The 26,374-nt window shown below is 65.9% G+C and carries 22 protein-coding genes; 15 read left to right on the forward strand and 7 right to left on the reverse strand.

What is annotated here, in order from left to right; translation table 11 throughout:
- The first annotated feature begins 201 nt into the window (after window positions 1–201).
- From P2869_RS18730 to P2869_RS18750, 5 genes are all read left to right on the forward strand, one after another.
- Window positions 202–1,491, forward strand: coding sequence for an acyl-CoA dehydrogenase family protein (locus tag P2869_RS18730; protein ID WP_277599140.1), 1,290 nt, complete (start codon window positions 202–204; stop codon window positions 1,489–1,491).
- An 89-nt stretch (window positions 1,492–1,580) separates the two neighbouring features.
- The gene (locus P2869_RS18735) at window positions 1,581–2,948 is read left to right on the forward strand and encodes an MFS transporter (RefSeq protein WP_277599141.1); all 1,368 of its coding nucleotides are present in this window, start codon (window positions 1,581–1,583) and stop codon (window positions 2,946–2,948) included.
- A gap of 27 nt (window positions 2,949–2,975) precedes the next feature.
- Window positions 2,976–4,616 carry a carbohydrate porin gene (locus tag P2869_RS18740; RefSeq protein ID WP_277599142.1) on the forward strand — a complete coding sequence of 547 codons (1,641 nt, stop codon included), beginning with the start codon at window positions 2,976–2,978 and terminating at the stop codon, window positions 4,614–4,616.
- Window positions 4,617–4,675: 59 nt separating this feature from the next.
- Window positions 4,676–5,092, forward strand: coding sequence for a nuclear transport factor 2 family protein (locus tag P2869_RS18745; RefSeq protein WP_017773348.1), 417 nt, complete (start codon window positions 4,676–4,678; stop codon window positions 5,090–5,092).
- A 104-nt stretch (window positions 5,093–5,196) separates the two neighbouring features.
- Entirely contained in the window at window positions 5,197–5,790 is a 594-nt protein-coding gene (locus P2869_RS18750; protein ID WP_277599143.1) for a malonic semialdehyde reductase, read from the forward strand.
- 161 nt (window positions 5,791–5,951) lie between these two features.
- Here the strand turns inward: P2869_RS18750 and P2869_RS18755 are convergent, their stop codons facing one another.
- The 4 genes from P2869_RS18755 to P2869_RS18770 form a co-directional block, all read right to left on the reverse strand.
- On the reverse strand, window positions 5,952–6,362 hold the full coding sequence (locus tag P2869_RS18755) for a DUF4440 domain-containing protein (RefSeq protein ID WP_277599144.1): 411 nt from the start codon (window positions 6,360–6,362) through the stop codon (window positions 5,952–5,954).
- A complete protein-coding gene (locus tag P2869_RS18760; RefSeq protein ID WP_277599145.1) occupies window positions 6,359–7,960 on the reverse strand; it encodes a bifunctional 3-(3-hydroxy-phenyl)propionate/3-hydroxycinnamic acid hydroxylase in 1,602 nt (533 codons plus the stop codon). Before P2869_RS18760 ends, P2869_RS18755 begins: the two co-directional genes overlap by 4 nt.
- An 84-nt stretch (window positions 7,961–8,044) precedes the next feature.
- Window positions 8,045–9,289 (reverse strand): MFS transporter, encoded by a 1,245-nt coding sequence (locus P2869_RS18765; protein WP_277599146.1) that lies wholly within the window; start codon window positions 9,287–9,289, stop codon window positions 8,045–8,047.
- A 143-nt stretch (window positions 9,290–9,432) separates the two neighbouring features.
- Complete coding sequence (locus P2869_RS18770) at window positions 9,433–10,176, reverse strand: FCD domain-containing protein (RefSeq protein WP_277599147.1); 744 nt, start codon at window positions 10,174–10,176, stop codon at window positions 9,433–9,435.
- A 198-nt stretch (window positions 10,177–10,374) separates the two neighbouring features.
- Here P2869_RS18770 and P2869_RS18775 point away from each other — a divergent pair, with 198 nt between their 5' ends.
- The 5 genes from P2869_RS18775 (at window position 10,375) to P2869_RS18795 (ending at window position 15,769) form a co-directional block, all read left to right on the forward strand.
- Complete coding sequence (locus P2869_RS18775) at window positions 10,375–11,304, forward strand: VOC family protein (RefSeq protein ID WP_277599148.1); 930 nt, start codon at window positions 10,375–10,377, stop codon at window positions 11,302–11,304.
- A 35-nt stretch (window positions 11,305–11,339) separates the two neighbouring features.
- Window positions 11,340–12,203 (forward strand): fumarylacetoacetate hydrolase family protein, encoded by an 864-nt coding sequence (locus tag P2869_RS18780; protein ID WP_017773357.1) that lies wholly within the window; start codon window positions 11,340–11,342, stop codon window positions 12,201–12,203.
- Window positions 12,204–12,248: 45 nt separating this feature from the next.
- Window positions 12,249–13,706 carry an aldehyde dehydrogenase gene (locus P2869_RS18785; RefSeq protein ID WP_017773358.1) on the forward strand — a complete coding sequence of 486 codons (1,458 nt, stop codon included), beginning with the start codon at window positions 12,249–12,251 and terminating at the stop codon, window positions 13,704–13,706.
- Window positions 13,707–13,736: 30 nt separating this feature from the next.
- On the forward strand, window positions 13,737–14,630 hold the full coding sequence (locus tag P2869_RS18790) for an acetoacetate decarboxylase family protein (RefSeq protein WP_017773359.1): 894 nt from the start codon (window positions 13,737–13,739) through the stop codon (window positions 14,628–14,630).
- 125 nt (window positions 14,631–14,755) lie between these two features.
- The gene (locus tag P2869_RS18795; RefSeq protein ID WP_017773360.1) at window positions 14,756–15,769 is read left to right on the forward strand and encodes a transporter; all 1,014 of its coding nucleotides are present in this window, start codon (window positions 14,756–14,758) and stop codon (window positions 15,767–15,769) included.
- A gap of 51 nt (window positions 15,770–15,820) precedes the next feature.
- Here the strand turns inward: P2869_RS18795 and P2869_RS18800 are convergent, their stop codons facing one another.
- Genes P2869_RS18800 through P2869_RS18810 form a run of 3 tightly spaced genes read right to left on the reverse strand, consistent with a single transcriptional unit; the run spans window position 15,821 to window position 21,750 of the window.
- Window positions 15,821–17,248: an efflux transporter outer membrane subunit gene (locus tag P2869_RS18800; protein ID WP_277599149.1), complete on the reverse strand. Its 1,428-nt coding sequence runs from the start codon at window positions 17,246–17,248 to the stop codon at window positions 15,821–15,823.
- Complete coding sequence (locus P2869_RS18805) at window positions 17,245–20,460, reverse strand: efflux RND transporter permease subunit (RefSeq protein WP_277599150.1); 3,216 nt, start codon at window positions 20,458–20,460, stop codon at window positions 17,245–17,247. The genes P2869_RS18800 and P2869_RS18805 overlap by 4 nt, the downstream gene beginning before the upstream one ends.
- Before the next feature lie 12 nt (window positions 20,461–20,472).
- Window positions 20,473–21,750 (reverse strand): efflux RND transporter periplasmic adaptor subunit, encoded by a 1,278-nt coding sequence (locus tag P2869_RS18810; RefSeq protein ID WP_277599151.1) that lies wholly within the window; start codon window positions 21,748–21,750, stop codon window positions 20,473–20,475.
- A gap of 337 nt (window positions 21,751–22,087) precedes the next feature.
- On the opposite strand from P2869_RS18810, the gene P2869_RS18815 reads away from it, so the two are divergent.
- From P2869_RS18815 to P2869_RS18835, 5 genes are all read left to right on the forward strand, one after another.
- Window positions 22,088–22,846, forward strand: a complete 759-nt coding sequence (locus P2869_RS18815) for a response regulator (protein ID WP_017773364.1) — start codon at window positions 22,088–22,090, stop codon at window positions 22,844–22,846.
- Window positions 22,830–24,131 carry an ATP-binding protein gene (locus P2869_RS18820; protein ID WP_277599152.1) on the forward strand — a complete coding sequence of 434 codons (1,302 nt, stop codon included), beginning with the start codon at window positions 22,830–22,832 and terminating at the stop codon, window positions 24,129–24,131. Before P2869_RS18815 ends, P2869_RS18820 begins: the two co-directional genes overlap by 17 nt.
- Before the next feature lie 115 nt (window positions 24,132–24,246).
- Window positions 24,247–24,489 carry an MbtH family NRPS accessory protein gene (locus P2869_RS18825; RefSeq protein WP_277599153.1) on the forward strand — a complete coding sequence of 81 codons (243 nt, stop codon included), beginning with the start codon at window positions 24,247–24,249 and terminating at the stop codon, window positions 24,487–24,489.
- 33 nt (window positions 24,490–24,522) lie between these two features.
- A complete protein-coding gene (locus P2869_RS18830) occupies window positions 24,523–25,314 on the forward strand; it encodes an alpha/beta fold hydrolase (RefSeq protein ID WP_277599154.1) in 792 nt (263 codons plus the stop codon).
- A complete protein-coding gene (locus P2869_RS18835; protein ID WP_277599155.1) occupies window positions 25,311–26,297 on the forward strand; it encodes a TauD/TfdA family dioxygenase in 987 nt (328 codons plus the stop codon). Before P2869_RS18830 ends, P2869_RS18835 begins: the two co-directional genes overlap by 4 nt.
- The last annotated feature ends 77 nt before the right edge of the window (window positions 26,298–26,374 follow it).

Below are 26,374 nucleotides of genomic sequence, written 5' to 3' on the forward strand. Positions count from 1 at the left end.
GCCCTCTGCGGCCCAGCCGGGAAAACACCACGTTCGCCCCGTGCGTCATTACGACGTATTGCGCGACGTCGCCGTTGAGACGTCGCGCTTAGACGTGTTGTGACTTCATCTGCAACGCGCGGCGATGCACATTCAGGCATCCCGACCAGTCGCATGACATGCACGCATGGCGGCCCAATTTTTCCAAAGGACATTTATCACATGACTGCGCCGTTTTTCCCGACCCCCCGCTTTGATCTGCCAACCGAGCTGACCACCGAGACGGGGCGCGAACTGCGCAACCGGATGACCGAACTGGTGCCGCTCATCCGGCAGCACGCGCTCGCGGGCGAGGCAGCGGGCGAGGTGCCTGCCCCGACGCTCGAAGCGCTGACTCAGGCCGGCGCGTTCAAGCTGACGACGCCCGTCGAGCTGGGTGGATACGCGCTCGGCATTCGCGACGTCGTGGACATCGTGTCGGAAATCGGCCGGGCCGACGGCGCGGCCGGCTGGATGGCATTCGTCGCGGGTGGCACGCGCAATTTGCTGCCTTTTCCAGAGCAGGCGGTGGAAGAGGTGTTTTCGGAACGCGACAGCTGGCAAGGGCCGCTTGCTGCGGGCGCCTCCGTCTTTTCGACACGCGTAGGCGAAGCGCGCGTAGTGGAGGGCGGCTACATGGTGAAGGGCACGTGGCACTTCGGCAGCGGCTGCAAGCACGCGGGCTGGGTAACGGTGGGCGTGGAAATCGCAGGGGCGGATGGCGTGGTCCGTCGCGGCATGGCGCTGCTCAAGCGCGGCCAATACGAAATTCTCGATGACTGGCACGTCATGGGCATGCGAGGCACGTGCAGCAACAGCGTCACGGCGCGCGAGGAGGTGTTCGTGCCGGCACATCGCTATCTGGACCTCGCCGAACTGGGGCCGCGCATGGATGCGCTGAAGGGCAAGTACCGCGGCATCGCGTATCGCGTCGATGCGCGGGGCCTGATGCTCGTCACGCACCTCACGGTCATGGCGATCGCTCACGGTATGGCGAAGGGCGCGCTCGAGTGTTTCATGGAGCAGACGCAGAAGCTCAAGCCCTTCAATCTGCCGTACGAAACAGTGGCGGACATGCCGTCCACCCAGATCGTGGCGGCCAAGGCGGACGCCATGATCGGCGCCGCGCAGGCGCTCATTCAGCGTTACGCCGAAATCGTGGACTGCTCGGCGCTGGAAGGCACGGTCCTTTCCGCCGAAGCGGAATCGCAGATGACCATGCACACGGCCTACGGCGCGAAGATGTGCGACGACGCGGTGGGCATGATCCAGCTGTGTCTCGGGTCATCCACGGCGCGCGACACCAATCCCATTCAGCGCTTCGTGCGCGATATCCGCGTGGCCAATCTGCACGGCGCCGTGCGCGTCGACCCGCTCGGTGAAATCTACGGACGCTATCTGCTCGGACGCCCGCCGTTCGGCATGTTTGCCGGCGGTCTGCCGGATGTGGCTGGGCCCAAGGCGGCAGGCTGATACCTCGTTCTTCATGCCTCGCTCACGAGGCATTGCACTAAACAGTCGGCAAAAACAGTCGGCAAAAAATGACAACGTAGGAGACATGCATGAGTTCCATTCAGGATGGTTCGTCTTCGCCGGGCAATCAGGCGCAGACCCTTATTCAGACCGTTGAGCGGCCTGTTAAGCACCCCGTTGAGCAGCCGCAGCGCAGTAGCGCCTACCGGTGGCGTTTGATCGCAGCACTCTGGGTCATCGTCGTCTTTGCGGCCGCGCTGCCCAGTATCGGCGCAAGCGTGGTGAACGCACACATGGCGGACGCGCTGCACTTCGACCGGACCGTCATCGGCACAGGCTTCGGCGTGTTCATTCTCATGATGGGCGCGCCCGGACCGATCATCGCGATGGGTGTTCGTCGCGTGGGCGTGAAGCGCGTGATCCTCGCCGGAACGGCATTGCTCGCGGCCGGCACGCTCACCATGGCCGAAGCAGTGAGGCACGCGTGGCAGTTTCCGCTCGTATTCGGGCTGCTGGTGGGCAGCGGCGTGGCCTGTTCGGGTCTGCTGCCGGCGCAGGCCGCCGTGGCGAAATGGTTTCCCGACCGGCGCGCGCTTGCCGTGTCCATCGTATTTTCGGCAATCGACGTTGGCGGCATGATCGCCGCTCCCTTTCTCGAAAAGGCCATTGTTCTGGACGGCGGCGAATGGCGCGCTGGCTGGTATGTGATGTCCGGCTTCGCCCTGCTTGCGTTCCTGATTGCGGCGTTCGCCATCCGGCGCGACGAACCGGCCGGCGAAGGCGCTGTCGCTGCGCCGTTGCCCGCCGCATCCGGACCCACGGCGCCGGTGTTTTCGACATGGCGTGAAGCGCTCGGCGAGCGCTCCTACTGGCTCATCATGCTGTACATGTGCGTGGTCGGCTTCGACTGGATGCTCATGATGGCCCACGGCGTCGTGCATCTGCGCGACAGCGGCTACTCGTCGGGCAGTGCTGCGTTTGCCGTCTCGATCATGGTGTCGGCATCGCTCGCGGGCAATGCGCTGGCCGGCGTGCTGGGCGACCGCTTTTCCATTCAGCGCATTGGCGCGGTGGCCATCGCGTCGCTTACCGCAGGGTTGATTCTTGCCGTTCATCCTCAGGGCGACGCAGGGTCGTGGATGTTCGCCGTGCCCGTGGGGCTTGGTTACGGCGCCTCGCAGGTCTGCCTGATGGCCTTGCTCGGCAACTACTTCGGCGCGAACGTCTTTCCGCAACTGCTGGGTCTGATGATGGCCGTGGGCACGGGGTCGGGTGCGTTCCTGGTGGGGGCCGCCGGCGCGGTATTCGACCGTACCGGCAGCTATTCGCCGGTGTTCGCCTTGTGCATATCGCTCTCGGTCGTCGCGACCCTGGCCGTCTCGCTTGCCGCGCCGCCCAAGGCGCGCGAGACGGCACGCCGGCCTGCATTCGTCGGTCCCGAAACGGGAAACAACTAAAACACACACCCGCATCGGGACATCGACATGACAACTGCATTCAATGTGATTGCAGCGGGCTCGCTATTGCTCGCTGCCCAGGGCGCCTACGCGGCGCAATCGTCGGATTCCAGCGTTCCTGCTGCGAACGCGAGCGTTGTGCAGGCCGCAAGTGCGGCCAGTGCGGCAAGTGCCCCCGGTACGGCAAACGCGGCAAGTGCGGTCAGTGTCGCCAGTACGGCCAGTACGACGGTCGCTGGCAGCGCGCCGCCGAGCGCCGCCGCGGCAACGCCTGCGTCCTCCTCGTTGCTGCAGGCGCAAACCGAGACGCGCCAGAACCCGCCGGGCGTGGGCTTGCCCGTTCCGTCCGTGCCGCCCGGTGAAGGGCCCGCGGCGAGGCAGGGGCCGCTCGCTCACGTAGGCGACGTGCTGGAGGAGCACGGTGTGAGCCTTGGCCTGCTCTTCACGAACGCCTATTTCGCGAATCCGTCCACGGGCATTTCGCCCGGCAAGTCGGCGGACTACGGCGCGCTGTTCATGAAGGCCAATGTGGACCTCGACAAGCTCGTCGGCATTCCCGACACGCAGTTCAACATCACGGAGTCGTGGAACCGGCCTTCGCACAACACGAAGACCTACCTGTTCCAGACGGGCTCTGCGTTCACACCTTTTCCTGTGGAGCCCGAAAGCACGGATCTCGTGAAATTCACGCTGTCGCACGATCTGTTCAACAAGCGGCTTCATATCGAGTACGGCCGCATGAACCTGAACGACGACTTCATGGTGACGACGATGTGCAGCGGCTGCGTGAATTCGACGATGGCCAACGTGCTCGACGCACCCGGTGTGACGAAGTCGGTATGGGGCGCCCGCATGGCGTATGCGCTGTCGCGCAACACGCGGCTCGGGCTCGGCGTGATCGAGGACAACACCGACATCTGGCAGAACACCACCGGCTGGGACTGGCGCACGAGAACGAGGACGGGCTGGACCGGCATCGTCAACGTGCTGCACGAAACAGACTTCTCCGAAACGCGGTATCCGCTGAAGGCCGAGGCCGGCATCTATCACCGCACGTCGCCGTATCAGGACGCGCTGTACAACGTGGACGGGTCCAGCCAGGCGCTCAATTCGTCGGGCACGCCGCTCGAACACGGGCGCGGCACGTGGGGCTTCTACGGACAGGCGAGAAAAGTGGTGTGGCGCGCGGACGAAGCATCAGGCCCGGTGCCGCGCAACGTTGCCCTGTACGGCGGCGCGTTCATCACACCTGGCCCGGGCCAGAGCTATCCGATCGAAGCTTATGGCGGCGCGGAGTACGGCGGCTTTCTGCGCAACAACCCCGCGGCGATGGTGGGCTCCACGGTGCGTTACATCCGCCTGAGCAGCGAGCGGGCGCTATACGAGCAGCAGGCTCGGGCGGCCTTCACCGGCATGCTGAATGCGTCCACGGGAGGCGCCGTGCCGGTCGTCAACGAAGGCGTGGCCCGCAACACCTTCACGTTCGACGTACACGGCCAGTTCGGCCTTGTGCCCGGCGTGCTGGTCCAGGGCTTTGCGCAGTATTTCCTGCATCCCAACACCGCCGTGCTGGCTTCCGTCTCCACCACGCCGATCCGCAGCGGCTGGATGGTGGGCATGTTTCTGGTCGTCGACCTGGGCCGCATCACGGGTCTGTCCAGACCGTGAAGAACGCCGTTCAATTTTTTACCCGTCCGATGATATTCGTCCAATGAGGCACTCCAACCATGAACGCAACCGCTGAACCCACCCTCGAACAGAAGAACCGCCAGGTGGTCGTCGACTTCTTCCGGCACGTGCTGGAGGCGCGCAATCCCGCTGCGGCGAAAGACTTCGTCACCGCCGACTACAAACAGCACTGCCGGCACATTCCCGACGGGGCGGACGGCCTCGAGCGCTACCTGCGCGGGCTCTTTGGCGATGCGCCGCCGCTGCCCGTGAAAGACGAGCTTTCGCCGCCGCCCGCGCTGCTCGTGGCCGAGGGCGACGTCGTGATCATTGCGGGCTACGTGCCGCAGCCCGAGCCCGCGAAGCCCGGTGCGTTCTACGACTACTTCGTGTTCGACGCGTTTCGGCTGCGCGACGGGAAGCTGGCCGAGCACTGGAACAGCATCAACAAGATCGCGCCGCCCCGTCACCCGTGAACGGCGCGTGGCCCGCTGTGGCCACGTGACGTTCGGTGCGTCGTTCGGCACGTCGTTCGGCGCGCAACGCACACAGTCTCTTCACTCTATCCAGACCTGTTCTCATGACTTATCTGATCGATCCCGCTGTTTTCGAGCAACCGTTCCTGCACGCGCGAAGCGCCAACCGGTTCACCAGCGATGCCATTGGCGACGATGCGCTCAAGGCGCTGTACGAGGCGGCAAAGTTCGGCCCGACGTCGATGAACTGCCAGCCGATGCGGCTCGTGTTCGTGCGCAGCGCTGCCGCGAAGGCGAAGCTCAAGGATGCGCTCGCTCCGGGCAACGTCGAGAAGACCATGGCTGCACCCGTGACGGTCATCGTCGCGATGGACCGGCAATTCCACGAGCAGCTCGCCACCCAGTTTCCCGCGGTGCCCGGCATTGCCGGCATGTACGTGGCCAATGCCGGGCTGGCGGCCGAGACCGCGTTGCGCAATGCGAGCCTGCAGGGCGCGTATCTGATGATCGCGGCGCGGCTGGCGGGTTTGGCGGTGGGGCCGATGAGCGGCTTCGACCGCGCCAAGGTGGACGAGGCGTTCTTCCGCGATACGACGTGGACGACGAACTTCCTCTTCAATCTGGGCGTGGCGGACCCGGCGGGCTATCGTCCGCGAGGGCCGCGTCTTTCCTTCGACGAGGTCGCTCGGATCGAATAGGGCACGCGTTTCGTGCAGAAGCGCAGGAGCGCAGAAGCGCCGGTGCGCAAGGCACCGGCTTTACGCGCGGCGGCGATGTCGTGGAGCACGTGGCGAGCATGCCTCGCATCTGGAAAAAGCGCGGCCCCACGACGAACGTGGCCACGCCTCTTCGACACGAATCAAAGCTGCGCCGCTTGCTCGCTGACCGCCGTGGACTGGAAATGCCGCAGACGCCAGCCACTGCCACTGCCGCACAGGCGCCACGTTTCACTCACGTAGCTGTACGTGCATAGCTCGCGCGGCGGGTCCGTTTGCAGTTGCGCGTGCATGCGCTGAAACAGGCCGATGCAGGCCATGTCGCTGCCCTGCGCGAAGTGCGCGATGCGGGTCCGAATGTCCAGCACGTGCAGCGTCTGCGTAAAGAAACCGACCAGCTCGGCTTTGCCTTGCACGAGCCCCGTGGAATGCACGTAGACCAGATCGTCGTCCAGCAGGTCGGCGAGGCCGGCAAGGTCGCCGGCGGCAAGCCGCCGGACGCGCTCGCCGTGCCGCTCGAGCGCGGCATGCCGGGGTGCCATGTCCGCGTTCATGCGGCCTCCGCGGTGAACGCCGACACGCCGCGTGTCCAGGCGGCCATGAGGTCGCCGACGAGCACCGGCGCCTCACCGCTGCCGAATACATAGAAGTCCGGCCGCACGAGCACGGCGGTGGTGCCCAGCTGCTCGAACCAGCGTGCGTAGGTGCCGTCGACGTCGCGGGCCGCGCACGATCCGCCGATGCCGATCGCCGTTGCGCCGATGCCCGCGAGAAAGCGCCGCTGCTCGGCGGTGAGCGCGTTCGACGGATCGTGCCCGTGGCCGATCAGCACGAAGCCCGAGCCGATCAGGTCGTCGAGACGGGCGGTCCGCTCGCCAAGCTGCACGCGCCCCTGCACGCCGAGCCATCCGGCGCCTGGGTCGTTTTCGCGCACGAGCGGCGAGTGGCCAAGGCGCGGCGCCGGCCACTTCTGTTCGCCGCGGCCGGTGTCGTTGCGCAGTTGCTGATCGCGTTCTTCCGCTTTGGCCGGGTCCAGCACGCAGATGATCTTGCCGAGCATCACGGCGAACTCGATGAGCGCGGTGGCATGCGCCTGCCGTTCCGGCCCGTAGCTGTCGAGCAGCGTCGCTTCGGCCTCGCCGCGCAACACGGCATCGAGCCGCCACGCGAGCGCGATCACGTCGCGCAGGCCGGCGCAGAGCCCCTGCGCGGCGAAAGGCGGCGTGAGGTGAGCGGCGTCGCCGGCAATCATCAGCCGCTCGCGCCGCCACCGGTCGGCCACGGCGGCGCGGAACGTATAGACGGCGTGGCGCTCCAGAATCGCGTTGGCAGGCGTCCAGCCCCACCGTTCCAGCCGGGCCCAGGCGGCCTGCGGGTTGTTCTGCTCGTCCTTGTGTTCGCCTTCGAGCATCATGAATTCGAAGCGGCGGCGTCCGGGACCGCCTGGCACCATCGTCGTCGGGCCTTGCGGATCGCAGACCTGGATCACGTCCGCGCTCCATTGCGATGGGTCGCGCGGCTGCACGTCCACCACGAGCCAGTCCGCAACGAAGCCCAGGTCCACGAGCGAGGCGCCCATTGCGTCTCGCACGAAGCTGCCGGCGCCGTCGCATCCCACCACGTAGCGCGCGGCGATATGGCGAGGCTCGCCGTCGATCTCTCCGGTAGGCCGCGTTTCGAGCACCACCTTGTCGGGATGCCCGGTGGCGGCCACGACGGTGAGGTTGCGATGCACCGTGACGCGGTCCGCGTAGGCGCGGCCGATGCGCTCGTCGAGCAGACGTTCGAGCGCGGGCTGGCTGAACCCGAATTGCCGCGGCCAGCCGGACACCGCTATTTCGTCGAGGCCAGGGAAGGCGACCAGCAGTTCGCCCTTGCCGTTGCGCCATTCGTAGACGTGGCTCAGGCACGTGTTGGGTTCGAATTCGTCGATGATGCCGAGCGACTGCAGGACGCGCATCGCCTCGTGATCGAGCCCGACCGCGCGCGGTAGGCCGTACAGCTGCGGCCAGCGTTCGATCACGACGACCCGGTGCCCGCCCAGCGCGAGCTTCAAGGCCAGCGCCTGGCCAACCGGGCCGTAACCGACAATCGCCACGTCGGCGAGGTTTTCCGACGCGCCGTCGTCAGGGTGCTGCGATACGGATGTCACTTCGTGTCTCCAATGGAAGGTCGTGAATGGGGTGTGGGCGGCGCCTTGCCGCTGTCTCGTCGCTATCTCGCCGTCGTTGCTGCTTCAGGGCAGCGTGTTGGCCGGATGCTCTTCGATGTGTGCGGACGGGCGGGGCTCGCGCACGCCGAACGCCACGATGGCGGCGCCCGCAGCGGTGGCAACCAACGCGATGACCGGAATCACGGCGATGCCCATGGCGTGGGCCAGCGCGCCCGCGGCGGCGGGTGCCAGCGCCCCGCCCACAATTTCGCCGATGCCCACCACGACGCCCGTGGCCGAAGCGGCGAGGCGGGCGGGAACCGCGGCGCTGGTGAGCGGCCCCACCGTGATCGCGATGGCGCCCGAGTTCATGAACGTAATGACGAACAAGGCCGCGAACAGCTTGACCGGCTCGGCGCCGATCGTGCGCAGCACCCAGAGCGCCACGAGTTCCGCGAGCAGCGCCGCGAGCAGCATCGGCTTGCGCCCGAACCGGTCGGATAGCGCGGGAATGACCACCATGCCGACCAGGCTGCCCACGCCCTGGCCCGTCAGCACCATGCCCATCTGATCCAGATTCAGCCGGAGGTAGTCGGTAAGGTAATTGGGCATGAACGCGGAGAGCGTGATCACGCAGGTCAGATAGCAGAGCATGGCCGCCGTATTCACGCGCACGGCGCCGAGCATGGCGACGGTGCGCCAATCGCTTGCCTCGTTGCGCGGTGCGCCGGCGACACGGGCCGGGTCGCGCAGCACCTTCGCCATCACGGCGGCGAGCAGCAGGCCCGGCACCGCGACCGCGGCGAACACGTAATGCCAGCTTGGCAGCACCTTGAGCAGCCCGACGGCCACGATGGGGCCGAAGCCCAGCCCGACGAGCGGCTGGGCCATCTGTTGCAGGCCGATGTTGAGCCCGACGCGCGAGGGCTTCGAAGCGTTCACGGTCGCCACGATGCTGGCGGGCACGTAGGCGCCTTCGGCGAGGCCCATGACCGAGCGGATCACGAGCAGGCTGCCGAGGCCCGTTGCAAACCCCGTGGTTGCCACGAGCAGCGAGAAGATGGCCATCGCGGCGATCAACACGCGGCGCGGACCCACGCGGTCGGCAAGGCGTCCGCTGGCGATCGACGCCACGCCCCACGTCAGCGCCAGCGCGGCCGAAATCAGGCCGAGATCCTGGTAGCTGAGCTCGAGTTCCTTCTGCATTACCGGGAACAGCGGATTGATGATGAAGCGGTCGAGCCCGACCATGCCGAGGCCCAACGCCAGCAGGCTGACCGCCTTGAATTCGTATGCCCGGTCGCTTGCCGGCGCGGTGTGAGGTTGCATTGCGTTGTCTCCTTTTGTTCGTGAGCGGCTCGCTACGGCAAAGTCCGCCCCTGCCGCGTTGTGCGCAGCATCTGCATCGTGATCTGGAAAGGGCGCGGGCGGCCCCGCAGCGTTAGCGGGGCGGGCTTACGCGCGGCACCCCGTTATGTTTCGTCGCCACTGCTGCGCGGTTTGCGCCCGGAGCCGCGTTTGGCCGTGCGGGAGGTTGCGTTGTCGCTGAACACGGCCTTCAGGATGATTCCGGTGGTTTCCCAGAAGTGCCCGGCGAGCAGCTGGACCGCGCGGTCCGCGTCGCGCGCCATGGCGGCTTCCATCAACTCGCGATGCTCCTTCGCCGCGTCGCGGTTCTTCTCGGTCGTGTACTGCTCGGCCAGGTTGCGATAGCGCTCCGACTGGTCGTACAGCAGCCGGCACAGCCGCAGCATCCACGGCGATGCGCATCCCGCGATGAGCGCTTCGTGGAACTGCCGGTGCACCGCCGCCCACGCTTCGTGCAACTCGGGCGAACTGGGCATAGGCGTGCGTTGCAGCCGGTGAAAGGCCGACAGCACGTTGGACTCCCAGTCGATGCCGCCGTGCTTGAGCGCCAGCCGCAACGCGCTGCCTTCCACTTCCACACGCGTTTGCGTGAGGTCCGTCAGGTCTTCGCGCGAGACCGGCGTGACGCAGAAGCCGCGCTGGTCTTCCGAATCCACGAGGCCGTCGGTGACGAGGCGCGACAGCGCCTCGCGAATGGCCGTAGCGCCGATGCCGTACCGCTCGCTGAGCGCCTGGATGCGCAGCCGTTCCGCAGGGCGCAACTGCCCGGCAAGGATGTCGCCGCGCAGGCGTTCCACCGCGAGCGACGTCAGGCTTTTTGCGCCTGGAGAGGTGAGGGTCGTGTCCATGAGAGCAAGCGTTCGTACATGTGGGGAGCTTGCCGCGATTCTCGCTTCCGCCATCCACGTTCGTCAAGATTATGGAATTCCCTATGTTTTATCGATTTTTTTGAGGTTAATCTTTGATTGTTGAATTTGTGGATTCGGCTGGCCGTGATGCCACGCTCGCCTGCCACGCCTCGCACAACACAAGGAGACGCTTTCGTGATGACAGTGCAAGACATTGCCTTCGTGCGGTATCAGGTCACCGACCTCGACCGCATGGAAACCTTTCTGCTCGACTTCGGCCTGCACCGCGCGGCCCGCGGCGAGCACGCGTTGTACATGCGGGCCGCGGACACCGCGCACCACGTGCATGTAAGCGAACTCGGTCCCGACAACGTCACCCTGGGCTTCGGCCTGCATGCGGCCGAAGCGGCGGATCTCGAGCGGCTCGCTGCGCATCTGGGCGTTCAGGTGGAAGACAACCCGGAGCCGGGCGGCGGGCAGCGCGTGCGCTTTCGCGACCCGGACGGCTTCCTCGTGGACGTCGTGCATGGCGCCGCACGGCACGCGCCGTTGCCGCTGCGCGACCCGGTCGCCATGAACTGCGGCGGCGCGCGCCGGCGTCTGGGCCAGACCGTGCGCCTGCAGCCGCGGCCCAGCGGCGTGCTGCGGCTGGGCCACGTCGCGCTCCAGGTGCGAGACTTCCCCGCCATGCTGGCCTTCTATCGCGACGTGTTGGGCTTTCGCGTATCGGACACGTACTGGGCCGGCAGCGAGCAGAACACCATTGCCGCCTTCCTGCACTGCGGGCTGGGCGAGCAATGGACCGACCACCACACCGTTGCCCTGATCTCGGCGCAGGACGGTCGCTCGCGCTTCGATCACGCTGCGTTCGAAGTGCTGGACCTCGACGACGTCGTGCTGGGCGGCGAGCACCTGAAGTCGCGCGGCTACGAGCACTCGTGGGGCGTGGGCCGCCATGTGCAGGGCAGCCAGATCTTCGACTACTGGCGCGACCCGTTCGGCAACAAGATCGAGCACTGGACCGACGGCGATCTGGTCAACGACGGCACGCCGGCCGGGCACGCGCCCATGTCGCCGGACGAACTTCGCCAATGGGCGCCGCCGCTCACGCCCGAATTTTTCGCCTGAACCCCTTTCCATTTTTTTGCGCAGGAGCGCTCTGTATGAAACTTGCCCGCTACACCTATGACGGTGTGACCACCATCGGTGCTGTGGATGGCGATCGCGTCGTTGCCTTGAAGGCGCTCGACCCTTCGGCACCCGCTTCGATCCGCGACGTGCTGGCCGCCGGTCCCGCCTTGCTGAGCCGCCTCGAACAGACGCTTCGCGACGTGAAAGACGGCGTGCCGCTCGCGCGCGTGAAGCTCGAAGCGCCCATTCCCGATGCGCAGAAATACCTCGCTATCGGCATGAACTATCAGGACCACGCCGACGAAGCGGCGCGCGCCGGCATTACCGTGCCGCCCCATCAACTGTGGTTCAACAAGCAGGTGAGCTGCATCACGGGGCCGTTCGATCCGATCGTCAAGCCGCGCGTGTCGGACAAGATGGACTACGAGGCCGAAATGGGCGTGGTGATCGGCAAGCGCTGCCGCTACGTCAGCGTGGAGGATGCGCCGTCCGTGGTGGGCGGCTACTTCGTCTCGAACGACGTGACCGCGCGCGACTGGCAGTTCAGGAGCCCGACGTTCACGCTCGGCAAGTCGTTCGATACGCACGGGCCTATCGGCCCGTGGATCACCACGGCCAACGACATTGCCGACCCGCATGCGCTGCAAATGAAGCTGTGGGTGAACGGCGAGCTGCGCCAGAGCGCGAGCACGGGCGGAATGATCTACAGCATCTGGGAGCAGATCCACGAGCTTTCGCAGGTCATGACGCTCGAGCCCGGCGACCTGATCGCGACCGGCACCTGCGCGAACGTCGGCATTGCGCTCGGCAAATTCCTCCAGCCGGGCGACGTGGTGAAGGTGGAGATCGAGGGCCTTGGCCATATCGAGAACACCGTCGCGGCCGAACCCGCGTGAGCGCGGCGCCAGGCGCCGTTCGCAGCAAACAGGAGGTCCATCCCTATGGCTTATGAAGTCAACCTGCTCGTAGGTGCAAAGGACGTGCCGGCCTCGTCCGGCGCGACCTTCGAGCGGCGCAATCCGCTTTCGGGCGCGGTGGTCTCGCATGCCGCGGCAGCCACCGCGAGCGACGCCCATGCAGCAGTCGACGCCGCCGCCGCGGCGTTTCCCGCGTGGTCCGCGCTCGGTCCGGGTGAGCGGCGGGCGCGGCTCAACGCGGCAGCGGATGCGCTGGAGGCGAGAGCGCCACAGTTCGCGCAGGCCATGTGCGCCGAAACCGGCGCCACGGCCGCGTGGGCGGGATTCAATGTGCAGGTTGCCGCGGCCACGCTGCGCGAAGCCGCGTCGCTCACGACCCAGGTGAGCGGCGAGGCGATTCCGTCCGACGTGCCCGGTTGCCTTGCGCTCGCCGTCCGTCAGCCCGCAGGCGTCGTGCTGGGCATGGCGCCCTGGAATGCGCCCGTGATTCTCGGTGTGCGTGCCGTGGCCGTGCCGCTGGCGTGTGGCAATACCGTCGTGCTCAAGGGCTCGGAGCTGTGTCCTTACACGCACCGCCTGATTGCAGAAAGCTTCCGCGATGCTGGCTTGCCGGCGGGCGTCGTGAACTTCGTCACCCACGCGGCAACAGACGCCGCCGCTGTGGTGGAAACGATGATCGCCCACCCCGCCGTGCGCCGCGTGAACTTCACTGGCTCCACGCGGGTGGGGCGCATCGTGGCATCCACTTGCGCGCGGTACTTGAAGCCGGCCGTGCTGGAACTGGGCGGCAAGGCGCCGCTCGTGGTGCTCGACGACGCGGATCTCGACGATGCCGTGAACGCCGCTGCCTTCGGTGCCTTCGCCAACTCGGGGCAAATCTGCATGTCGACCGAACGCATCATCGTGGATGCCGCGATTGCCGACGACTTCGTGCAGCGTCTCGCGAACAAGGTCCGCTCGCTTCCCATGGGCGACCCGCGTGGGGATGCGCCCGTCGTGCTGGGGTCGGTGGTCGACATGGCCACAGTGGAGCGCTGCAACGCGCTGATCGACGACGCCCTCGCGAAAGGCGCAACGCTGCTGTGCGGCGGCAAGGCGTCGAACACGCTCATGCCTGCCACCTTGCTCGACCACGTGACGCCTGCAATGAACGTCTACCGCGAGGAATCGTTCGGCCCCGTGAAGCCGATCGTGCGCGTGAACGGTGTGGAAGAGGCGATTGCCCGCGCCAACGACAACGAGTACGGCCTTTCTGCAGCGGTATTCGGCCGCGACGTGGGTCGCGTTTTCGACGTCGCGCGGCGCATCGACTCCGGCATCTGCCATATCAACGGTCCCACCGTCCACGACGAACCGCAGATGCCGTTCGGCGGCGTCAAGGCGAGCGGACTGGGCCGCTTCGGCGGCCGCGCGGGCGTACACGAATTCACCGAACTGCGCTGGCTCACGGTGCAGACCACGCCGCGCCACTACCCGTTCTGAACCCTTCAACCCAACCAGGAACATTCGATCATGACCGTCGAATTCAAACCGGGCGTGCGCTATCGCATGCCTGCCGTGTTCGGACCCGCGCCGGGTCCGCGTCAAAAAGCCGATGGCACGCTGTGGACGCCCGAGGAAGCGGGCACCATGAACGCCACGTGGATGACCGTCAAATACCGCACGCACCGCGAGCAGCTGGAGCGCATCCTGCCGCCCGGCTTTCGGCTGCGAGGCGAGCCTGAAGTCCACGCGTCGCTCGCGTTCTTCAGCAACCTGTACTGGCTGGCGGGCCGCGGGTACGGCATCGCCATGATCGAGATTCCCACGACTTATCACGGCAGAACGGAAACCATCGACGGCGCGTTCTGCCCCGTGCTCTGGGAAGGCATTCCCGACGCGATCTTGACGGGCCGCGAGGAACTCGGGTTCCCGAAGCTGTTCGCGGACATTCCGGCGCTCGAGATCGATCATGCGCACGGCACAGCGGGCGGATCGGCCTCGTGGTTCGACTTCAGGTTCTTCGAGATCGCGCTTCACGGCCTGGTTGAAGTGCACGAAGAGCCGAAGCTGCCGGGGCCGGGCGGCGCGGCGCTCTTCTACAAGTACATGCCGCGCACGGGCAGCTTCGGTAGCGGCGGCTGCGATGTGGCCTACGCCACCACCTCGCAGCCCCAACCGGGCGCGGCGGGCGACACGTCGCCCATCAAGTTCGGCGGCGCTAACTTCAGGAAGTGGAAAGCCGCGGGCGGCTCGGTGAACTGGCATCGCGCGACGTTCGAGCAACTGCCTACCACGTTCCACGTCGTCAACGGTGTGGCGGACCTCGACATCCTCGAATACCTGGGTGCGGAAATGGTCCAGTTTTCCGCGCCGGGCCAGGCAGTGTCCGCCAACGTCATTCGCCCGGTCGAACCTGCGCTGTAGCACCAGACAGATCGATGCCGCGGCGGCGCTGAGCAACGGCCCGCTGCGGTGTGAAACAACGCAGCATCCCCCGATTCGTTCATTACAACAACAGCCGGAATCTGCCGGCATATCTGGAGACAAACATGATGATTGGCATCACTAAATTTATTGCGAAAGCCGGACGGCGGCTATTGTTGGCGGCATGCCTTGCGAGCGCCGCGCCGGCATTCGCGCAGACCGCGGTGGGACGTGCGCCGACGGTTTCGGAGCCGCAGGGTCTCAATCTCGGTTCCACGAGCTTCTTCGACGGATTTTCAGGGCCGCCCGGCTGGTCGTATCTCAGCGAAGTGCGCTATTCGACGGCGGATTCGATCAAGAACGCGGACGGCAGCACGAACAGCGCGTTCCGTCATCCCCGTGTCGATTCGTTCACGTGGGTCAATCATCTGGCCTATGCATCCCCGTGGCAGCTGGCGGGCGGGACGTTGGGCTTCAACGTGATCGTGCCGCTCACGTGGCTGCATGGCAGTTTCGACCAGCCTGGGGCGAGCTTGTCGGGCGGCGGCACGGCGCTGGGGGACGTGACGTTCGGACCGCAACTTCAGTACGCGCCCATTCTGGGCTCTTCGGGGCAGCCTCTGTTCGTGCAGCGTTTCGAGTTCGACGTGATTGCGCCGACGGGGCAGTACAAGCACAACGCAGACCTCAACCAGAGTTCCGGGTATTTCTCCCTGAATCCATACTGGGCGGCCTCGCTGTTTCCGCTTCCCAAGGTCGAGATCAGCTGGCGGCTGCATTACCTGTACAACTTCAAGAATCACGATCCGGCGGCGAGCTACCCGCTCGCGTTCGACAACCAGCCCGTTAGCGACACGCAAGCCGGCCAGGCCGCCTGGATCAATTTCACGACGTCCTACGCGCTTACGCCCACGTTGCATGTGGGCATCAACGGCTACTTTTTCCGCCAGCTTGCGGACAACCGGATCAACGGCACGTCCGTGGCCGGGCGCGAACAGGTGCTGGGCATCGGTCCGGGCCTCTTCTGGCAGATGAGCGGCAACCGCGCGCTGTGGCTCAACGCCTATACCGAAACGGCCGTGCGCAACCGCACGCGCAACAGCCTCGTCGTTCAGGCGCAGATTGCCACGCCGTTCTGAGCGCGCGTATTTCCGCGATGGCGAGCGGCCAGCGGTCTGTGGCACGCACGACTAGCGCTGCGCCACCGCGCCTGTCTCCGACCACCCGCCGCCCAGCACCTTGTACAGCGTGATCAGGTTCGACTGCTTGGCGAGCATGTCGGTGACGAGTTGCTGTTGCGCGGTGTAGAGCGTGCGCTGCGCGTCGAGCAGCGTCAGGAAGCTGTCGGTGCCGCTGCGGTAGCGTGCCTGGGCGAGGTCGTAGTACTGCTGCGCCGAGCCCACGTAGTCGCGGTCCGCAGCCACCTGCGTGACGTAGGTCGTGCGTCCCGCGAGCGCGTTGGACACTTCCTTGAACGCCGTCTGGATGGCCTTTTCGTAGTTGGCGATGTCGATGTCCTTTTCGACTTTCGCCACGTCCAGCGAGGCGCGGTTGTAGCCGAAGTCGAAGATGGGCACCGAGATGGACGGTGCAAACGTCCACGCGCCCGTGCCGGCCTTGAAGAGGTTCGAGAGGCTGCCGCTCGTGGTGCCCGCCGAAGCCGTCAGCTCGATCTTCGGAAAGAACGCTGCCCGCGCCGCGCCGATGTTCGCGTTGGCGGCCTTCAGCGTGTGCTCCGCTTCGACAATGTCGGGGCGGCGCGTGAGCAGATCCGACGGCACGCCTTCGCCAACGTCCGCAAGCGTGTTTTCGCTTTCCATCAGAGACGGGCCCTGCGGCAGATCGTCGGGCAGCGGCGCGCCGATTTCGGCGACGAGGTTGTTGCGATCCTGCGCCACTGCACGCGTGTACGAAGCGAGGCTCGACCGCGCGCTGGCAAGCGAGCTTTCGGCCTGGCGCACGTCCTGCAGCGACGCGCTGCCCATCTTCATCATGCTGACCGTGAGGTCGTAGGTGTGCTGGTCGGCGTCCACGGTGTTCTGCGTGATCTGCAACAGAGCTTCGTCGGAAAGCAGTTGCAGATAGTCCGTGGCGACTGTCGCGATCAGGCTGATCTGCGTGCTGGTGCGCGCGGCGTCCGTCGAGAGATATTGCTCCAGCGCCTGGCGCTTCAGGCTGCGCAGGCGGCCGAAGAAGTCGATTTCCCACGACGTGAGGCCCACGCTCGCGCTGCTCGAACTGTAGGCGCTCGTGGAGCCTTCCACGCGTTCGCGCGTGACCGAGCCGGATGCGCTGATGGTCGGGCCGATGTTCGCGCGCGCAATGCGGTACTGCGCTTCGTATTCCGCTACGTTGAGCGCGGCCACGCGCATGTCGCGGTTGTTGGCGAGCGCGAGTTCGATCAGCTTTTGCAGGCGCGGGTCTTTGAAGAAGTCGCGCCAGCCGAGGTCGGCACCCAGCGGTGCCGCAGCCGTACCCTGCGCGGGCTTCTGCTGCGCCGGCGCGGGCACGGTGGACCAGGTGCTGTCGACCGGCGCGGCCGGGCGCTGGTACGTCGGGTCGAGCGTACAGCCTGCCAGTGCGGCCGCACAGAGAAGGGCGATCAGTGTGCGTTTCATGCGTTGCCCTCGTTGATGTCAGCGGAGTCCGTGGTGTGACCGTGTTCCTTGAACAGTCTGCGCACCACGACGAAGAAGACCGGTACGAAGAAGATGGCGAGCACCGTGGCCGCGATCATGCCGCCCGTGACGCCCGTGCCGATAGCGTGGCGCGCGCTGGCGCCGGCGCCCGTGCTGATGACGAGCGGCAGCACGCCGAACACGAACGCGAGCGAGGTCATCAGGATAGGTCGCAGACGCATGTGGGCCGCTTCGAGCACGGCATCCACAAGGCTGTGCCCTTGCGCCTGGAGGTCCTTCGCGAACTCGACGATCAGAATGGCGTTCTTCGTGGAAAGCCCGATCGTGGCCAGCAGCCCCACCTTGAAGTAGATGTCGTTCGAGAGTCCGCGCCCGTGAGCGGCAAGCAACGCGCCCAGCACGCCGAGCGGCACGACGAGTAGCACGGCGAGCGGAATCGACCAGCTTTCATAGAGACCTGCGAGGCACAGGAACACGACGACGAGCGAGATCGCGTAGAGCGTCGTAGCCTGCGAGCCGGCCTGCTTCTCCTGGTAAGACTGTCCCGTCCATTCCAGAGCGAAGCCGGGCGGCAGTTTGTGCGCGAGCTGCTCGACCGCGTTCATGGCCTCGCCGGTGCTCACGCCAGGCCGCGTGGCGGCTGAAATACCCATGGCGAGCTGCCGGTTGTAACGCTCGATCTGCGGCGGCCCGAACGTCCAGTGGCTCTTTGCGAACGACGAGAACGGCACCATCGTGGAGTCGTAGCCTGTGGTGCTCGTCGTCGTGGTGGAAGACGAGGACGAGCTTGAACCCGAACTCGACGACGAGCTGGACGACGAACTGCTGGCCTTGACGTACCAGTTGCCGAGGTCCGTGGGCATCATGCGATACGGCGCGTCGGACTGCACATAGACCTTCTGCACGCGCCCCGTGTCGATGTAGTTGTTCACGTAGGACGAACCGAACGCGGTCTGCAAGGTGTCGTTGACGTCGGAGATGGAAAGCCCCAGCGCGTTGGCTTTTTCGCGGTCGATGTCCACCTTCAGCTGCGGCGTGTCTTCAAGGCCGGACGGGCGCACCATTGCGAGCGTCGGCTCTTGCGACGCCATGCCGAGGAACTGGTTGCGTGCCGCGAGCAGCTTGTCGTGGCCTGCGTCGCCACGGTCTTCTATCTCGAAGTCGAGGCCGCTTTGCGTACCCAGTTCCTGAATGGCGGGCGGATTCAGCACGAAGATGCGCGCGTCGCGATTGCCGGCGAAATGCTGATTGGCGCGCGCGATGATGGCCTGTGCGCTGTCATGGGCGCCGCGCTGGCTCCAGTCCTTGAGGTCCACGAACGCAATGGCGTTGTTTTGTCCTTCCCCGTTGAAGCTGAAGCCATTGATGGCGATGATCTGCTTGACGCCCGGCTCGTCTTTCAGCACGTACTGCTCCACGGCCTCCACCGTCTTCAGCGTACGGGAGGCCGGCGTGCCCGCCGGCGCGCTGATCGACACGATGAAGTAGCCCTGGTCTTCGTCGGGCAGGAACGAGGAGGGCAGCGTGACATAGAGCAGCGCCACGATGCCTGCGATCACGCCGTAGAGCAGCATGTAACGCGCGGGCCGCGCGACCACGCGAGCGAGCGTGGAACTGTAGCCCGCGTTGCTCTTTGCGAACCACCGGTTGAACCAGCCGAAAAAGCCGCGCTTTTCGTGGTGCTCCACGTCGATGCGCTTGAGCAGCGTGGCGCACAGCGCCGGCGTAAGCGTGAGCGCGAGCATGACGGACAGCAGCATCGCCGAGACGATGGTGATGGAGAACTGCCGGTAGATCGCGCCCGTGGAGCCCGCGAAGAACGCCATGGGAATAAACACGGCGGTGAGCACCGTGGTCACGCCGATCAGCGCGCCGGTAATCTGCCCCATCGCTTTCTGCGTGGCTTCCTTCGGGCCCAGCTTTTCCTCGCTCATGATGCGCTCGACGTTTTCCACCACCACGATGGCGTCGTCCACGAGCAGGCCGATGGCGAGCACCATCGCGAACATCGAGAGCACGTTGATCGAAAAACCGATCATCGACATCACGCCGAACGTGCCGAGCAGTGCAACGGGCACCACGATGGTCGGAATCAGCGTGGCACGCACGTTCTGCAGGAACAGGTACATCACGAGGAAGACGAGCACGACGGCTTCGAACAGCGTCTTCACGACTTCTTCGATCGAGATGCGCACGAACGGCGTGGTGTCGTACGGATAACTGATCGCGACGTCCTTCGGCAATTGCGGCTGGATTTCGGCGAGCTTCGCGCGCACGGCGTTGGCTGCATCCAGCGCGTTGGCGCCCGTGGCGAGCTTGATGGCGAGCGCCGCGGCGGGCTTGCCGTTCAGGCGCGACGACGTCTCGTAGCTGTCGCCGCCCACTTCGACGCGCGCCACGTCCTTCAGCAGCACGCGTGAGCCGTCGGTGTTCACGCGCAGCAGGATGTTGGCGAACTGATCGGCCGTGGTCAGAAGGCTCGACGAGCGGATGGTCGCGTTGATGGCCTGCGAATCCGTTGCCGGCGACCCGCCTACCTGCCCCGAGGAAAGTTCGACGTTCTGGTTCGTGATAGCCGTGGTCACGTCCGAGGTCGTGAGTCCGAAGCTGTGCAGCTTCACGGGGTTGAGCCAGATGCGCATGGCGTGCTGCGCGCCGAACAGCGTCACGTCGCCCACGCCGTTCAACTGCGAAAGCGGATCTTCGATCTGCGTGGCGATGATGTTGCCCAGATCCACCGAATTCCAGGTGCCGCCCGGCGACGAGAGCGCGACGATCAGGAGGAAGTTCGTCGATGCCTTCGCCACCTGCACGCCTTGCTCCTGCACGGTCTCCGGCAGGGTAGGCGTGGCCTGCGTCACCTTGTTCTGCACCTGCACCTGCGCGATGTCGGGATTCGTGCCGGGATTGAACGTCAGCGTGATGGTGGCCTGCCCCGCGGAACTGCTCGTGGACGACATGTACAGCACGTTGTCGATGCCGCTCAGCTTCTGCTCGATCACCTGGGTCACGGTGGCCGCGACGGTGTCGGCGGAGGCGCCGGGGTAGGTGGCCGTTATCTGCACCGAGGGCGGCGCGATGGTGGGGTACTGCGCGACAGGAAGAGTCGTGACCGCCGCCGCACCCACCAGCATGATGACGATGGCCATGACCCACGCGAGAATGGGACGCTTGATGAAGAACTCTGCCATGCCGTTCTCCGCCTAGCGTTGTGCCGACACGACCGAGGCCGTGTCGGCTGCGGATGCGTCGGCTGCATCGGATGCGGCGGATGCCGCTTTCTCCTGCGTCTGCGACGTATCGGCGGCGACCTTGACCGGCGCGCCCGCATGCACGCTTTGCAGACCGCTCACGATCACGCGGTCGCCCGCATGCAGGCCCGACGTCACGATCCACTGGTCGCCGAACGCGTTGTCGGCCACTACCTGCACCTGCTGCGCCTTGCTGGCCGCGTCCACCACGTAGACGCTCGCTTTGCCGTCCGACGCGCGCGTCACGGCCATCTGCGGCACGAGTATCGCGTTGTCGTTCTCGCCCTCTTCAAGACGGGCGCGCACGAACATGCCGGGCAGCAATTCGCGCTCAGGGTTCGGGAACGTGCTGCGCAGCGTGACGGAACCGGTGGTGGCATCCACCGTGACGCCGGAGAACTGCAGCGCGCCGGGGTGCGCGTATTCGGTGCCGTCTTCCATCACGAGCGTGACGGCGGCGCTGTCGGTGCCCGTCTTCTTGAGGCGCCCGGAAGCGAACGCCTTGCGCAGCTTCAGCCATTCGACGCTGGGCCGCGTGACGTCGAGGTACATCTGGTCATACGCCTGGATCGTGGCGAGCGCAGTGGTCTGGCCCGAGGTGACGAGCGCGCCTTCCGTCACCGTGGATGCGCCGATGCGCCCGGAAATAGGCGCCCGCACCCGCGTGTATTCGAGGTTCACACGCGCGGATTCGAGCGCTGCCTCGTCGGCTGTCACGGTGGCGGCGTCCTGGTGGACGGCGGCGACTGCGTCGTCGTAGTCCTGCTTGCTCACGGCGTTGATCTTCACGAGTTCCGTGTAGCGGTCCGCTTTCGTCTTCGCATCGGCCAACGTGGCGCGCGCGTTTTCGAGCGTGCCGCGCGCCTGGTCGTAGGCGGCCTGGTACGTGGCCGGATCGATCTGGTAAAGCACCTGGCCCGCCTTCACGTCGCCGCCTTCCACGAACAGGCGCTTGAGGATGATGCCGCCCACCTGCGGGCGCACGTCGGAGACTTTTTGCGAGGAAAGGCGGCCGGAGAGTTCGGTGGTTTCCACGATGTGCTGCGGCGCGAGCGTGAGCACGCCCACCTGGGCGGTTTGGGCGGCGAAGCCGGCGGGCGGCCCGCCGGCCTGCTTGCTACAGCCGGCGGTGCCGAGTATCGCGAGTATCGAGAGTGCGGCAAACAGCCGGCGCGGCCTGGGCGCCGTGCGGCGGGGCGCGTCGTGGTTCGGAAGGATTGGCGTTTTCATCTTTGACCTGTTTGGACATCGCGATGCCTCGCGATGCCTCGCAATACGAGAGCGGGACGGCACCGGACGCTTTAGTGGCACCTTGGCGGCACCCCTGCGGAACCGGTGCTGGGCAAGGCGTAACGCTACCGACGGCGCATTTTTTCGTGCTTACGGAAACTTACTGTCCCGTGACGCGCGAAGACAGCCGAAAGAGAATCGGGCTTTCGGCGTACGAAATACCCGCGCGGCCCGGTTTTCGTGCCGGTTTCGTCAGCGGGCGCAAATCTCAGTAATATTCCGAAAGCCAGCCAGGCCCTCTCCGGGCTACCATCATTCCGTCCTCACGCCGCCCCGAATGCCCGAAGTGCACGCTCCTTCCATCCCCGACTCCGCGCTGCAAGTCCTGCTCGTCGACGACGACGCCGAACTGCGCGACCTGCTGCGCAAGTTCTTCCAGCAGCGCGGCATCGCTTTCTCTGTCTTGCACGACGCCACGAATCTGGCGCGGCGGCTCGAGCGCGAGCGTCCGTCCATCATCGTGCTGGATCTCATGATGCCGGGCGTGGATGGCCTCACCGCGCTCAAACAGTTGCGCGTCAGCGGCGACACGATTCCGGTCATCATGCTGACCGCGCGTGCGGAAGGCGTGGACCGCGTGCTGGGTCTTGAACTCGGCGCGGACGACTATCTCGCCAAGCCGTTCATGCCGCAGGAACTGCTCGCGCGCATTCATGCAGTGCTGCGCCGCCAGGGCCGGCCGCAAACCACGGCGGCGCAGGAGAAGCGCGTGCCGTGCAGGTTCGGCCGTTTCGAACTGGACTTCTCGTCGCGCACGTTGCTGTGCGAGGGCGAACCTGTGAAGCTCACCGGCGGCGAGTACGCGCTGCTCGAAGTGCTCGCCTCGCATCCCATGGAAACACTCTCGCGCACGCGGCTCATCGAACTGCTCTACGGTCCGGACGCCGAAGTAACGGAACGCGGCATCGACGTGCCGGTGTGGCGCCTGCGCCGCCTGATCGAAGACGATCCGTCCAATCCGCGCCGGCTTCAGACCATGCGCGGCGTGGGCTACATGTTCATTCCCGACAGCCCGGCCGATGAAGAATCCGTTTGATTCGATGTTCGGCCGGCTCGCCATCACGACGGTGGGCCTGCTCGTGCTGGTTCACCTCACGTCGCTGCTGCTGATCGACCGAACCCGCGCAAGCCTCGCCGCCTTCCATATTTCGCGCGTCGTAGAGGCGGCCGCGAGCATGGGCGGGCAGGAGAGCGGCGAGCGGTCGGTGGCGAACATCCTCGGCATTTCGTTCGTGGACCTGAAGAAACTGCCGACCGCTGAGGCGCAGCGCTTTCGCGTCGACACGATCGGGCCCATCGAACGGCAACTGCGGCACGTGCTGCCGCCGGGCACCCACGTGGCAATGGACAACGACGGCACGCTGCGCGTGCTCCCGGCAGACAGCACGCGCGGCATCGTGCTGCCGCAGGCAGACGTGCCGCTCTACCGCTTCACCGGCGCGCTGGCGTTGACGTTGGCGTTTGCTGTCGTGGTCGCGGTGGTGCTCGCGTGGCGGTTCAACGGGACGGTACGCGACCTCGCCGCCGCGGCGCGCGAGCATCGCATGGGCGTTCATGCGAGCCTCGTGCGCAAGCGCGGACCGCGTGAGGTGCGCGAGTTGATCGACGACTTCAACGACATGACGCGCGAACTGGCCGAGGCCGAGCGCGAGCGCGCCGTGATGCTCGCGAGCATCGCGCACGACCTGCGCACACCGATCACGCGCATGCAGGTGCGTGCGGACCTGCTGACCGACCGCGCCGATCGCGACGGCTTTCTGCGCGATACCGAATCCATGTCGCGCGTCATCACGCAGTTTCTCGACTTCGCCCGCGAGAGCCCCGAAGGCTCGCCGCAGATCAGCGTAGACACGCACTGCCGCCGCGATTACACCGATGCACTGAGTCCCGGCGGCGAACCCGACGCGGATGCGCTCGTCACGCTCGATCTGCACGCGGGGCCGGACTTCATGCTGCCCACGGTCGATATCGACCGTATCCTCTCGAACCTCGTCGAAAATGCGCTGACCTATGGCGAGCCGCCCGTCGAGATTTCGACGCGAGCGCACGAGGACCATTACGAACTCGTGGTGCGCGACCATGGTCCCGGCGTGCCCGAGCTTGACCTCGACCGCGTGCTGCGCCCGTTCGTCAGGCTCGATCCTGCGCGCGGCGGCACCGCGCACAGCGGCCTGGGGCTCGCGATCGTGCGCCGCCTCGTCCGCCATCACGGCGGCACGCTTCAGGTCTCCAACGCGTCCGATGGCGGACTCGTCATCACGATGACCTTTCCGAGCCGAAGCCGCCTCACGAGGAGTGCGGGTACAGGCTCGCGCCCGTAAGCGCTAGCGCTCCACAAAAAGTAACTTGACAGCGTGCCTTGCTCTATCCATCATCACGTAAATGATAATGACTTGCATTCGCATTCATTTGAAACGTGCGGAGGACGGAAAAATTATGAGCTGGGGCGACGAAAACACGCAGTTTGTCGTGGTGGTGAACGACGAAGAGCAGTACTCGATCTGGCCGGAATACAAGGCGATTCCCGCCGGTTGGCGCGCCGCGGGCAAGTCGGGATTGAAGGACGAATGCCTCCGGTGGGTGGACGAGGTGTGGACCGACATGCGTCCGTTGAGCCTGCGCAAGGCGATGGCGCAAGCAGGAGAGGCGTCGCGCGGCGCCGGAACGGCGGCTGTCTGAGCGATGCGCGCCGCGACGCAAGAGGTTGGGGTTATGCCGCCCATCACGCTCGTTTGCCTTGCGCACGCGGGCGGCAACGCGGCGCTCTATCGGACATGGCCGCGCCAGTTGCCTTCGTTCATCGACGTCATGGCGATCGATCTGCCCGGCCATGGCGTGAAGCGCGACCGCCCGCTTCTGGCCGACTGGCCGTCTCTCATTAGCTCGGTGGCTGACGAGGTCGCGGGCGCTTTAGATACGCAGACCCCGTTCGCGATTTTCGGCCACAGCATGGGCGCCCTCGTGGGCCTCGAACTGACCCACGCGCTGCGGCAGCGCGGGCTTCCCGGTCCCGTCTGGTTCGGTGCGTCGGGAACCGTTTCGCCTGCGCGTCGGGGCATCGAAACGCACTGGCTCGAGGCTCGATCCGAAGTGCTTGTCGAGCGCCTGCGCGTGCGTGGTGGGACACCCACGGCGCTACTCGACGACCGCGAGTTCATCGATTTCATGCTGCCCGCCCTGCGTGCCGATTTCCATTTGTGCGGGGTGCATCCCGCTCACTTCGCCATGCGAGTGGCCTCGGGCCGTCAGCCGCTCGACTGCGCGATCGACGTCTTCATCGGACGTGACGACCCGGCAACGCACGATGTGGCAGACGTCGAAGCGTGGTCCCACGAAACGCGGGACCGTTGCGCGATTCATCGCTTCCCCGGCGGGCATTTCTTCATCACCGAAGACGCAGACGCGGTACTTGCCGCCATAGCCGCCGCACTCGAGGCCGCGTTGGCGCCCGGCGAAGCGAAGTGCGCGGACGCTGCGCCATCTTTCGCGGGAGAGCCTTCATGACGCTATTGACCCATACGGTTGCGCTCAGGGAGCAGGTGTTCGAAAGCAACGGCACGCGTCTCGCGGTGATCGAGGCACAAGACGGCCGTCCGCTCGACGAGAGTCTGGCGGTCTTGCGCGCGCGTATCGAGGCGGCGTTGTCGAGTCACGGCGGGGTGTTGTTGCGCGGCTTTCATCCGGCGGGAGTTGGCGGCTTCGACCGCTTCGTCTCGCATTTCGGTCGCGCGCTCGACTACGAATTCGGTTCCACGCCGCGAAGCCGCATCGAAAATGGCGTCTACTCCTCCACGGAATATCCCGCCGACCAGTGGATCGATCAGCACAACGAGCAGTCCTATACGCGCCATTGGCCCGCGCGCATCTGGTTCTACTGCGACGTGGCGTCGGCACGGGGCGGCGCCACGCCGGTGGCCGACAGCCGGCGCGTGTACGAGCGGCTGTCGCCGTCGCTGCGCCGGCGTTTCGCCGAGCGCGGCGTCATGTACGTGCGTAACTATGGCAATGGTCTGGACGTGCCATGGCAGCAGGTGTTTGGCACCACTGAACGCCCCGACGTGGATCGTTATTGCCGCGAGCGTGGCATCGAATACGAATGGCTGGACGATGGCGAGGCGCTGCGTACGCGCGAGGTCTGTCAGTCGGAGCTGTGTCACCCCGTTACCGGCGAGCGCGTCTGGTTCAACCAGGCGCATCTCTTTCATTTCACGAATCTGCCGCAGGCGCTGCGCGAAGCGCTGCTGGACGTTGTCGACGAAGACCGTTTGCCGCGCAACACCTGTTTCGGCGACGGCACGCCCATCGAAGCCGCCATGCTCGACGAGATTCGCGCCGTCTATCGCGAAACGATGCTCTCGTTCGACTGGCATGACGGCGATCTCATGGTGCTCGATAACGTGCTGATATCGCATGGCCGCGCGCCATACGAGGGCAGGCGCCGTGTGCTCGTTGCCATGACGGGCGAGTCGGGCGCAGCCACGCCGTAAGGGCAGGGACCGCAAACGCAGACGTGAACGCGAACGCAATCGCGCTGCTCGTATCGCTCGAAATCGAGGATGGCAAC

It is taken from the genome of Paraburkholderia sp. SUR17 (assembly GCF_029536165.1).
Classification (GTDB): Bacteria; Pseudomonadota; Gammaproteobacteria; order Burkholderiales; family Burkholderiaceae; genus Paraburkholderia; species Paraburkholderia kururiensis.